The 11,820-nt window shown below is 45.1% G+C and carries 13 protein-coding genes; 10 read left to right on the top strand and 3 right to left on the bottom strand.

Features of this window, described 5'->3' with window-relative positions; genetic code table 11:
- Positions 1-30: 30 nt before the first annotated feature.
- The 3 genes from ABZR88_RS02790 to msrB all read left to right on the top strand — a co-directional run bounded on the left by ABZR88_RS02790 (position 31) and on the right by msrB (position 4,456).
- On the top strand, positions 31-3,240 hold the full coding sequence (locus ABZR88_RS02790; RefSeq protein WP_107829466.1) for a PD40 domain-containing protein: 3,210 nt from the start codon (positions 31-33) through the stop codon (positions 3,238-3,240).
- Between the two features lie 92 nt (positions 3,241-3,332).
- A complete protein-coding gene (locus ABZR88_RS02785; protein WP_107829464.1) occupies positions 3,333-3,917 on the top strand; it encodes a fasciclin domain-containing protein in 585 nt (194 codons plus the stop codon).
- Positions 3,918-3,970: 53 nt separating this feature from the next.
- Positions 3,971-4,456 (top strand): peptide-methionine (R)-S-oxide reductase MsrB, encoded by a 486-nt coding sequence (gene msrB, locus ABZR88_RS02780; protein ID WP_107829462.1) that lies wholly within the window; start codon positions 3,971-3,973, stop codon positions 4,454-4,456.
- On the opposite strand, the gene ABZR88_RS02775 is transcribed toward msrB, so the two are convergent.
- Positions 4,446-4,805, bottom strand: coding sequence for a nuclease (locus tag ABZR88_RS02775; RefSeq protein ID WP_107829460.1), 360 nt, complete (start codon positions 4,803-4,805; stop codon positions 4,446-4,448). The two genes, msrB and ABZR88_RS02775, sit on opposite strands and share 11 nt — an antisense overlap.
- An 85-nt stretch (positions 4,806-4,890) precedes the next feature.
- Here ABZR88_RS02775 and ABZR88_RS02770 point away from each other — a divergent pair, with 85 nt between their 5' ends.
- From ABZR88_RS02770 to ABZR88_RS02745, 6 genes are all read left to right on the top strand, one after another.
- Positions 4,891-5,670: a LexA family transcriptional regulator gene (locus ABZR88_RS02770; RefSeq protein WP_107829458.1), complete on the top strand. Its 780-nt coding sequence runs from the start codon at positions 4,891-4,893 to the stop codon at positions 5,668-5,670.
- Positions 5,671-5,757: 87 nt separating this feature from the next.
- Complete coding sequence (locus ABZR88_RS02765) at positions 5,758-6,171, top strand: periplasmic heavy metal sensor (protein ID WP_107829456.1); 414 nt, start codon at positions 5,758-5,760, stop codon at positions 6,169-6,171.
- A 73-nt stretch (positions 6,172-6,244) separates the two neighbouring features.
- Positions 6,245-7,360, top strand: coding sequence for a pyridoxal phosphate-dependent aminotransferase family protein (locus ABZR88_RS02760; protein WP_107829454.1), 1,116 nt, complete (start codon positions 6,245-6,247; stop codon positions 7,358-7,360).
- Positions 7,357-7,992 (top strand): dethiobiotin synthase, encoded by a 636-nt coding sequence (bioD, locus tag ABZR88_RS02755; RefSeq protein ID WP_107829452.1) that lies wholly within the window; start codon positions 7,357-7,359, stop codon positions 7,990-7,992. Before ABZR88_RS02760 ends, bioD begins: the two co-directional genes overlap by 4 nt.
- Positions 7,993-8,087: 95 nt before the next feature.
- Complete coding sequence (locus ABZR88_RS02750) at positions 8,088-8,984, top strand: 3-hydroxyacyl-CoA dehydrogenase family protein (protein WP_107829450.1); 897 nt, start codon at positions 8,088-8,090, stop codon at positions 8,982-8,984.
- Positions 8,985-9,039: 55 nt separating this feature from the next.
- A complete protein-coding gene (locus ABZR88_RS02745; protein ID WP_107829448.1) occupies positions 9,040-9,330 on the top strand; it encodes a YXWGXW repeat-containing protein in 291 nt (96 codons plus the stop codon).
- 32 nt (positions 9,331-9,362) lie between these two features.
- Here the strand turns inward: ABZR88_RS02745 and ABZR88_RS02740 are convergent, their stop codons facing one another.
- Positions 9,363-10,112, bottom strand: coding sequence for a hypothetical protein (locus tag ABZR88_RS02740; protein ID WP_107829446.1), 750 nt, complete (start codon positions 10,110-10,112; stop codon positions 9,363-9,365).
- 30 nt (positions 10,113-10,142) lie between these two features.
- Positions 10,143-11,195 (bottom strand): nucleoid-associated protein, encoded by a 1,053-nt coding sequence (locus ABZR88_RS02735; RefSeq protein ID WP_107829444.1) that lies wholly within the window; start codon positions 11,193-11,195, stop codon positions 10,143-10,145.
- A gap of 99 nt (positions 11,196-11,294) precedes the next feature.
- Between ABZR88_RS02735 and ABZR88_RS02730 the strand changes: the two genes are divergently transcribed.
- A complete protein-coding gene (locus tag ABZR88_RS02730) occupies positions 11,295-11,783 on the top strand; it encodes a hypothetical protein (protein ID WP_107829443.1) in 489 nt (162 codons plus the stop codon).
- The last annotated feature ends 37 nt before the right edge of the window (positions 11,784-11,820 follow it).

The raw sequence follows: 11,820 nt of genomic DNA, 5'->3' as shown, positions 1-11,820 counted from the left end.
TATCACGATATACCTATAAAATCCTCCTATATGGATAACCGCTACCAGCTATTGCGTAAAACCAGGCGATGCGTGCTCCTACTGTTCGCCCTGTTTTCAACCTTTTTTATCAGCCAGCAGGCACACGCACAATATTTTGGTCAAAACAAAGTGCGCTATAAAAAACTCGACTTTAAGGTTTATAAAACCCCGCACTTTGAGATCTACTATTACATGAAGAATGATAGCCTGCTCAAACGTTTTGCGCAGGAGAGCGAGTTGTGGTACACCCTGCATCAGCAGATCTTCCGTGATACCTTCCGCAAGGCCAACCCTATCATTCTTTATGCAGATCACCCGGATTTTCAACAAACAACCGCCATTGACGGGCAGATTGATGTAGGTACCGGTGGTATTACCGAAGGCCTGAAAAACCGTGTGGTAATGCCGGTGATGGAAACCAATCAAACCACCCGCCACGTAATAGGCCACGAGTTGGTGCACGCCTTTCAGTACCATTTACTGCTGGGTAACGATACCTCAAATATTGATAACATCAACAACATCCCGCTGTGGATGATTGAGGGTATGGCCGAGTACCTTTCCATCGGCAAAAAAGATGCTTACACGGCCATGTGGATGCGCGATGCTTACTTGAACCACGATATCCCAACTGTAAAAGACCTGACCGAAAGCAATAAATACTTCCCATACCGCTACGGCGAGGCCTTCTGGTCGTTCCTCGGTTCAACTTATGGCGATAGCATTATCGTGCCTTTCTTTAAAAATGCGGCCCGCTTCGGCTTAGAGTATGGCATCCGCAGAACGTTTGGTTATGATGATAAAACGCTTTCTAATCTCTGGAAAAACGCTATCTCCAGCGCTTATGCACCTTACCTGAAAGACACGGTGCAAAAGCCTATCGGCACCAAGCTGATAGACTATAAAACCGGCGGCGATTACACGGTGGCACCGTCTATCAGCCCTGATGGCAATTATCTCACCTTCCTCTCGCAAAAAGAATTGTTTACGATAGACTTGTACCTGGCCGATGCGCATACGGGGCAAATCATCCGAAAGCTCACGAGCAAGGTCTCCAACACGCACATAGACGAGTTTAACTTTATCGAATCGGCAGGCGCATGGTCGCCGGATAGCAAGAAGTTTGCGTTCAGTGTGTTTAGCAAAGGGCGCAACCGCATGATGATTGTAGAGGTACCTACCGGTCGCGTGCTGGACGATGTATCGCTGGGCAAGGCAGAGCAGTTTAGTAACCTGAGCTGGTCGCCAGACGGCAAGAGCATTGTTACGCAGGGGATGTCTGAAGGGCAGGGCGATTTATACCTGTACAACACCGAGAGCAAAAAAGTTACCCAGTTAACCAACGATAAATACTCAGATTACCAGCCCAGTTTCTCGCGCGATGGTAAGAAGATCGTTTTTGCCAGCGACAGGGCTACTTATGATAAATCGCTATCGCAGGATATTACCTTTAAACTTGCCGAGTTGGATCTGGCCACAGGCAAAGTGACCGACATTAACGTATTCGACGGCGCCAACAACCTGAACCCTGTTTACTCGTCAGACGGCAAACAGATTTATTTCCTGTCTAACCGTGATGGTTTCCGCAACCTGTACCGTTATACCCTGGCCGACGGCAAAGTAGAACAAATGACCGATTTGTTTACCGGTATCAGCGGCATCACCGAGTTCTCGCCTGCGCTGAGTATTTCTAATAATAACGATATTGTTTACTCTTACTACCGTGCACAGAAATATGCTATCTACCGCGCTAAGGATGCCGATTTTAAACCAGTAACTGTTGATGCCCATCAAACCAATTTTGATGCAGCGCAGCTACCGCCGTTTAAATCTGTAGGTGTAGATCTGCTCAACGCCAACCTGAGCAATTACCTGGCTTACCCGCGCATTCCGGCAGACTCTGTTAAGCAGATTAAATATCGCCCTCAATTTAAATTGGATTATCTGGCCAGCAGTGGCGTAGGTGTTGGCGTAAGTACCTATGGTACCGGTTTAGCCAGCGGCGTACAGGGTGTGTTCAGCGATATTTTGGGTAGAAACCAGATCTATGCCGGTGCTGCGGTAAATGGCGAGATCTATGATTTTGGCGGTCAGTTTACTTACATTAACCAGGAGGGCCGCTGGAATTTGGGTACCAGCATTTCGCACATCCCATTCCAATATGCCAACTACAACGTGGTGAACACTACGTACAGCTCCAATGGCCAGAACATTCCGGCTATTGAAGAGCGATATGATATCATCCGTGTTTTCCAGGATCAGGTAGGCGTGTTCACGTCTTATCCGTTTTCAAGAGTTACCCGTATTGAGTTTGGTGGCGGTGCAGCTTATTACTCTTACCGTGTAGACCGCTTCAGCACCTATTATGATAATAACCCGAATGACCCATACTATGGCAGCATTCTGGACGTGCAGAAACATCATATTTCAAACAAAGATTACTCTGCCGATCCTGCCAATGGCGGCGTAAACCTTAACCCGTTCTCGGTTTTCCAGGTAAACACAGCTTTGGTGGGCGATAACTCTTACTTTGGTATTGCAGCGCCGCTTAATGGTTACAGGTATCGTTTAGAGGCCGAGTACAATGTGGGCACATACCATTATTTCTCGCCTACTATTGATCTGAATAAATACATCCGCCTTAAACCAATAACCCTGGCTGGCAGATTGTATGCCTATGGCCGTTTTGGACCGCAAAATAACCTGTATCCGCTTTACCTGGGCTACCCATTCCTGATCAGAGGTTATGAATCGCAAACATTCTATAGTAATAACAACAAGACACCAACTAACAACTTTACGGTAGATCAGCTTTCAGGTAACCGTATTGCGGTGGCCAGCTTTGAGGTAAGATTACCATTTACCGGTCCGGAAAAATTGGCGGTTATTAAATCAAAATTCCTGTTCTCAGATCTAAACCTATTCTTTGATGCAGGTTTGGCCTGGAGCAATGGCGATAAAATTGAGTTCTCCAGCAACCCACGCCTGCTGCGTACCGAAACTGCCGTTGATGGCAACGGCAACCCTTTGATTGACCCCAACACCAACCTGCCGGTAACACAAAATGTATACACCAAGGTGCCGGTAACCAGCGCAGGCGTATCACTCAGGGTAAATATTTTTGGCTACTTTATATTGGAGCCTTACCTGGCAATCCCCTTCAACCGTACCGATGTTAAGAAACCCGTGTTTGGCTTAGGATTTACACCAGGCTGGTAAACAAAATTATTATTTATACCTTTGTATATAAAGCGGCTCTTTTGCCGCTTTATCTGTTCTATTGGTATTGTAGTTAATATAAGATAAGAGATATGAAGTGTACCGGATTGATTTTGATACTGAGTTTAATGACCGCCACCTGTTTTGCACAACGCACTGATACCACCTCAAAAGGCGTAAAAACCAAAGTGGTAGACGGTGTAAACATGACCACCAACCAGAATATCATCCAAAATTTTTCTAAATCAACCGATTATACTACGCTTGTTAACGCCATTAATAAAGCCGGTCTTGTAGAAACATTTGAGAGCAAAGGCCCCATTACCCTTTTTGCCCCAACCAACGCTGCTTTTGCCAAACTACCCGCAGGCGAACTGGACAGCCTGCTGAAACCCGCCCATAAGTTTGAACTGAGCAACCTGCTTACCTACCACGCCATTCCGGGTAGAGTAACGGCCAAAGATATTGCCCGCAACATTAAAGAACATAATGGCAGCGCGGTATATACTACCCTATCCGGCAGTAAGCTTTCTGCTACTATTGATGCCAACCGCAACATTGTATTAACCGACGAGAACGGTGGACAAAGCATTATCAAAACGTTTGATATTGAGCAAAGCAACGGCATGGTGCATATTGTTACCGCTGTTGTGGTGCCGAAGAAACGTATGATATAGGGCTGACAATCCCACAGAAACCGTCTGACAGGCCAGTCCGTATTTAGCTATATATGAAAAAGATATTCCTTTTAGTATTGGTTATTGGGACGATAGCCATATTAGCATGTCAGCATAATAACAACCCGGATAAGAATCAACCTAAACGCCCAAAAGCCAGATCTGCTGCGGAGTGGAAAAAAATCCTTTCGCCCGAAGCTTATGATATCATGGTGAACAGCGGAACGGAAACGCCGTTCGATAACCCCTACTGGAATAATCACCAGAAAGGCATTTATGTAAGCGCTGCAACCGGCGATACGTTGTTTACATCTGCCGACAAATTTGACAGCGGCACCGGCTGGCCCAGCTTTGTAAAACCTGTAGATCCTAAAAAGATAGAGATCCGCCGCGATGCCAGCTTCGGCATGGTGCGAGATGAGGTTATTGAAAAAAGCACCGGTCTGCACCTCGGTCATGTGTTTGACGATGGCCCCGTAAATCGGGGCGGCAAGCGCTACTGCATGAACTCTTACGCATTTAAATTTATTAAACAGTAACCGCTCTGCGGTTAGATGAAATAGCCGGGCGCATTTGCGGGCGTGCAAAGCGTGCGCTGCGTTCGGCATTTAAGCCAACCGTCAAATCAATCCAATCCGGGTTTACAGCCCTAATCATTTTCTCTTTCATTGGGCGGGTAAAAGTGCTTACGTATTTGAAGCGTTCAACGGCTTGCTCTTCGGTATTGATCTCCTCAAAGTAGACCAGACGGCTCAACTGGCGCGAATTATCAAAAAACAGGTTAGGCATCTGGCTGTAAAACTCCAAAGTCTTTAGCAAATCTGCACAAAGACCAACATGCAAATTAGTTCTGTTTCTGTCTGTTATGATGTAGATGAAGCGTTTCATGACAAAAAAATTTTGTGGCTCAAAAAATAAATACTAACTTTATGAGCATAAAATTACTAACATATTTAGTAAATCCAAATTTTTTATGTCAATAATTTCACAAAATATTAAGTTTCTTAGGAAAAAGAAGGGCTTAACCCAGCAGGCATTCGCCGATGAAATTGGTATAAAACGCTCATTAGTAGGCGCATATGAAGAGGATCGCGCAGATCCAAAATATGATCTACTAAAAAAACTAGCATTGTATTTTGATGTGAGCGTTGACGACTTTATTAATGAAACTATTGACGAAGGCTGGGCCCCCAAACCAAAAGGCGAAGGCAGCAACCTGCGTATATTATCTATTACGGTAGATAAAGACGAGAACGAAAACATTGAATTAGTGCCTGTTAAAGCTAGCGCCGGCTACCTGAACGGTTATGCCGATCCGCAATTTGTGGCCGAGCTGCCTAAGTTCCACCTGCCTATGTTTAAGCAGGGCACCTACCGCGCTTTTGAAATTAAAGGCGACTCGATGCTGCCGCTGCAAACCGGTAGTATTATTATAGGCGAATACCTGGAGCGCTGGACAGATGTTAAAGCCGGAGAAACCTACGTAATCATCTCAAAAAATGATGGTGTGGTTTACAAACGCGCAGGCAACAAGTTTAAAGACAATAAAAAACTGAAACTGGTATCAGACAACCCGGTATATGAGCCTTATGATATTAATGGCGAAGACATCCTGGAGATCTGGAAAGCCAAAGGCTACTTTTCAACCCACCTGCCAGAGCCCACACCAGAACCAACCATGGAAAGCCTGACCAGCATGATGGCCCAAATGCAGCGCAGCATATCAGACCTGCAAAAAAACAACACTAACTAAGTAAAAAAGAGGCATATAACAATTAAGTTACACAGTTGCTATTAAACCAATTGCGTATATCTTTATTCTAACTTAAAAACTTAAAGAATGAAAAAGTTATTGTTAGTATGCTGCTTCGTAATTGGAGCAACCGCGATGAGCTTCGCCCAGGGTGGCGGTGGCCGTATGCAACGTAGCCCGGAAGAACAGGCTAAATCACTGCAAACAGAGTTAAAGCTGAATGATGATCAAACTGCAAAGATCACTGCTATCTACAAAGATCAGGCAGTGAAAAGAGACAGTTTGATGAAAGCTGCTAACGGCGATCGTCAGGCAATGAGACAAGCATTCCGTCCTTTAATGGAAGCTTCAAACACCAAGATCAAAGCTGTTTTAACTGCTGATCAGGCTACTGCTTATGACAAAATGATGGCCGACAGAATGAGCCGTATGGGCGGCAGAGGCGGCAATGGTGGTGGTAACGGCGGCAACGGCGGCGGTACTCCTCCTGCAGGCAACTAATTAAAAGATTTTCGAGAAGTAAGAAAGCGGCCCATTCGGCCGCTTTCTTTATTTTAGCGCAAATTTATTTGCTTTGAATAAAGTCCAAGCGTTCATCCAACAAAGCCTGCAGGCCCGAAAAACGGCCGGCAATTATCGTGAGCAAAAACCAGCCACCCAACTGGCCGATTTTTGCTCCAATGATTATCTCGGCTTTGCCCGTTCTGCAACCCTGAAGCAGCGTGTTGACGACGAGCTGCGTGCACTGCCTTCGCAAAATGGCTCCGGCGGCTCCCGGCTACTGGCGGGCAATACCGCTTATGCTGAAGCTTTGGAAAATCAGATTGCGCAGACCCACGGTTTTGAAGCCGCCCTGCTTTATAACTCTGGTTATGATGCCAATGTGGGCCTATTCTCTTCGCTGCCCCAACGCGGCGACACCGTCATTACCGACGAGCTGATCCATGCATCCATTATAGATGGCATCCGCCTGAGCAATGCCAACCGCTATACGTTTAAACATAACGACCTATCAGCCTTAGAGCAGAAACTCAAGAATGCCGCTGGCAGAGTTTACGTTGCGGTAGAGAGTATTTATTCTATGGATGGCGATCGTGCTCCGCTGGCGGCAATCGCCCAATTGGCGGCGCAATATGATGCCGCCTTAATTGTAGACGAAGCCCATGCAACCGGCGTGTTCGGTTATGGATTGGTAGAAACTGCCGGACTACAGCAGCAAGTATTTGCCAAGATCATCACCTACGGTAAGGCCATGGGCTGTCATGGCGCGGCAATTGCAGGAAGCCACTTGCTGCATGATTATCTGGTTAATTTCTCACGCTCATTTATATATACCACGGCCGCTCCGCTGCATCAGTTGACCACCATTAAGATGGCATATCAACTGCTGGAATCGTCATCGGCACAAACAGAAAAACTGCATCAGCATATTAATCGTTTTAAAAGCAAGGTGAGTGCATCAGTACAAATCATTCCCAGCGATAGCGCCATACAATGCATTGTTGCCGGCAGTAATGAAAAGGCGCGCGCTATGGCCAGCCACTTGCAAACAAACGGATTTGATGTAAGACCTGTACTGAGCCCGACGGTAGCGGCAGGCACAGAACGCCTGCGCATCTGTCTCCACGCTTTTAATACTGACGGGGAGATTGACACACTTGCCGATTTGATTAATAATTTTACACTATGAAAAAACCACTATTTATAACCGGCATTGGTACCGATGTGGGTAAAACCATTGTATCGGCTATATTGGTAGAAGCCTTGCATGCTGACTATTGGAAACCGGTACAATCCGGCGATCTGGATAATAGTGACACCATGAAAGTGCAGCGACTGGTTGCCAATACACAAACGGTTTTTCATCCTGAGGCTTATCGATTGACACAACCTTTCTCGCCCCATAAATCGGCAGCGCTGGATGGTGTGGAGATCAACCTGGAAAAAATTGTAGCCCCGCAAACCAACAACCAATTAATTATTGAAGGCGCAGGCGGATTGATGGTGCCACTTAATGACCGCCATTTCATCATAGATATGATCAAAAAGCTGGATGCCGAAGTTGTTCTGGTATCGCGCAATTACCTTGGGAGTATCAATCATACCCTGCTATCCATCGCCCTGCTACGTCAGTATTATATCCCCATAAAAGCTATTGTTTTTAATGGCGATACTGATCCCTATTCAGAACAAGCCATCCATCATTATGCGGGTGAAACGGTGAACATTTACCGGGTTGGACTATTAAAGGAATTGACATCTTCAGAAATAAGCAAACAGGCGGTTGTTCTACAAGATCAGATTAAACATAATCCACTATAAACGAATGTAGTGCGACAGTTACATAACAGCCGATTTTTTATCAAATAATTACAATATGATTTCGATATTGTACTCATCAGTAACCCGGAACAGATATGATAAGAAACATTACCGTTATAGGAGCCGGCACCATGGGCAACGGCATTGCCCACACCTTTGCGCAGCACAACTTTAATGTGCAGCTGACTGACTTAAGTACAGAAGCCCTTGAAAAAGCTATTAATAAAATTTCAGGTAATCTTGATCGCCAGATCAAGAAGGGCAGCATTGATGAGCGCATCAAAACGGCGACGCTCAATAATATCAAGACAGGGACAGATCTGGCAGCAGCCATAGCCGGGGCCGATCTGGTTATAGAAGCAGCCACGGAGAATCCAGATATCAAACTAAAGCTTTTTAAGCAACTGAGCAGTTTGTGCGGCGATGAAGTGATATTGGCCACCAATACATCGTCTATATCTATCACACAAATTGCAGCCGTTACCAAAAACCCGGGCAACGTTATTGGGATGCATTTTATGAACCCCGTACCGGTTATGCCATTAGTGGAGGTAATACGTGGCTATGCAACTACTGATGCCGTTGCCGCCAAGGTGATGAATCTATCGCGCCAGCTAAATAAAGTGCCCGTTGAGGTGAATGACTATCCCGGCTTTGTAGCTAACCGCATACTAATGCCCATGATTAACGAGGCCATCTACACCCTATATGAGGGCGTTGCCGGCGTTGAAGAAATTGATACGGTAATGAAACTGGGCATGGCTCACCCAATGGGGCCGCTGCAACTGGCAGATTTTATTGGGCTGGATGTGTGCGTGGCCATTTTAAAAGTGCTTCATCAAGGTTTTGGCAATGCTAAATATGCGCCTTGCCCATTGCTGGTAAACATGGTAACTGCCGGGCACCTGGGCGTCAAAAGCGGAATGGGCTTTTATCAGTACACCACCGGCAGTAAAGACTTGGTGATAGCGCCCAAATTTGCCAGAAAATAAGGTTTTAAACCATTCGGCACGCTGTTTGTCATACTATATGGTAAATCTATCAGTTATGAAAACAGCAAATAAACTGTTGATCGGCCTGGTCCTTTTGGGCAGCTTATTAACCGCCTGTGCAGGCGATTATTATGTGACCGACCAACCTGCCGAACCGGTATACAGCCGTCCGGTAGCACCGTATGATGGTGCCGTCTGGGTATCTGGCGAATGGGTTTGGAATGGCGGACGCTACGTTTACAGAAACGGATATTATACCCGCCCGCGCACCGGTCGTGTTTGGGTAGGTGGTTCATGGGAACGCTCACAACGCGGCTACCACTGGCACCGCGGCTATTGGAGATAAAAAAAGAAGCGCCCTAAGAAAGGGCGCTTCTTTTATGCTTCACTGTTATCTAAGTAACGGGCTATCACTTTACTGTCTTTAACCACCCAAACTACTCCATATGAGCCTGCACCATCACTATTATTGGGCATACATATATAGATGCAACCCCGTTTATCAATATAAACGTTTAAGGATTCAAGCCTGGGTTCAAACAAATCATTAAAATCATCGCGGGGAATTGAAACAGGAATTCCATCAATTAGTAGCTCCATACCCTTGATCTCGGTATGCGGCAGCTCGCCATCAATACCGTAAGGCTGCTTCCCGTCAATTTTATCTACAGAACCGTGTTGGATTAGAACATGATGTGCCTTTCTATTAAATATCTGCGTGGTTAGGCTTAGCCGGACCCGGTCATTTTGAATAATTAGGTGTTGAGCGGGTAACTTTCCTTGCAATTTCAACCGACCGGCGCTTGGCAAATGTTCGATGGATATTAATCTATTTTTATAAACATAGCCTAATAGAACAAAGCCTTCCCGGGGTACACTTCCAACTTTGCCTGTATCATAAACAGTGGTTAAACTTGGAGTATATACTGGCCACCAAGCGTCCTGTGGCTTCACATCTCCTAACAGCACAACCTCCCCCCTATTAATCCTACCTTTAACTTTAGAAGTTGGACTCCTATCCGCCCGTACATTAACATACCCATCTGGATCATTAACTACATAGAAGGCCTGTGCGAAGACGCCCTGACTTACAATTGCGATCAAGAATAAGGTAAAAAGGTATTTCATGGCAAAAATTTGAGATCGGTCCTTCAACCCCTACTGCTCCTCTTTAAAGTAAACTTTATAATAGTTCATTGCCTTCTCGTCGTCAAAACCTTTTTCTATCAGCTCTTTGTCACCGTGAATATAGATATGGAAGTTACGGTCAAGCTTAAGTACGCTTTTGTAAACGCGCGCTTGTTTTTTTACAGCGTTTGACGAGATGTCAAAGCTATCGGCAATAGGCGTGTCAAACTCCTGTTCGTATTGGTTTTTATAGTTTTTAAATGACTCTATTGCCTGCGGATTGCCAATAACCTCGCCGGTAAACTCGTCCATATCAAAAGTTTCTTTCTCCTTGAAATATTTCATGGACCGGTTAAGCAGATCTATCTTATCGGCTTTAGTCATATCAAACTCGTCGTCCAATTTTTGGGTGACAAAATTTTTGTAAATGCTGAGCGTATTGTTGGTCTGATTAAAATTATCGTTACGGATCTTCAGCTGCAGAAAATCGTCCTTCCAGTAGACGGCGTCATTGCTGCGATTGGTATGGTCAATCACTACTACCTTATAACCTTCCTCTTTAGCTGTGTTGAAGATCAGGCAGCCTTTATCAAGCTTGTTGATATTGATGGCGTTCTCTTCGTAATCAACCTCAAAACCCTCGTCCTGCGGAAACACTTTCAGGTAAGTCTCCTTGTTTTCTGATTTGAAGATGCCGATGACATCGTGCAAATCGCCTTCTATTTGCACATTCTCAAAATAGCCCACATACAACTCGCCCGATTTTATATTGGGGTGCCCCGATACGTTATACAGATGTTTAGCAATGAGTTCAGACACCTCATGTAAGCGCAGCGAATCTTCAAATATTTTTCCGGCGAAATGATAGATCTCATTCAGGTTGATATCAGCATGATGCATCAGGTGATACACCTCGTTCACCTTCCCGAAGGGCGTAAGAAAATATTGCTTCAGCAACTCGCTGATAGTCTCGTCTTTAAAAGTCAATGATTTTTCAGACAACACATAGTGCTCATCTTTAGACTGATTACCCACATAATGCACCGAAAGCTCGGCCAGATTTGATTCAAAAAAGCTTACCATAATGAAGCTGCAAGGTACCTGTTTTCAGGTAATAGCAATTGATTTTTTCAACGTCAAATACTAGATTAGTAGCATTACATTTAAACCGCACAATTATTGATGATCAGCCAAACACCAGTAAATAAAAGTACTTTTTTCAAAACAACACAGACGGCACATGGAGCACTTATTGCAGGACAAATAATACTCGCTCTTATAGCTCTAGTCAATAATAAAAATCAACCACTGTATTTTAGCCTACCACGCCGACATGATCCTTTTTTTGAATTAGCATTGGGCTTGGCCGCCGGTGGAACCATAGGTGGGGTGTTGTTTTTTACCAGGCGGACGACCACTATCAGCCTGCTGGGATCATTGGATGAAAAGCTAGCCGCGTACCGGCGGGCGTTAATCAGGCGCTTCTCTTTTATTGAAGCACCTTCTATGGTGGCATTGATACTGGCTCTTCGGACGCATAATACTATCTATTTACAGTTATCGGCTATTCTTATTATTTATCTAATTACACTTCGTCCGTCCAGAAAGCGCTTTGAAAATGACATTGCTCTGAGCCCGGACGAGCAATCTGAGCTACGGAGCACTATTTAGTTGTACAGAATTTACGACCTTTGCCCCTGTGTTCATG

The organism is Mucilaginibacter yixingensis (assembly GCF_041080815.1).
Lineage (GTDB): Bacteria > Bacteroidota > Bacteroidia > Sphingobacteriales > Sphingobacteriaceae > Mucilaginibacter > Mucilaginibacter yixingensis.
This window is presented reverse-complemented; position numbering and strand designations above follow the sequence as displayed.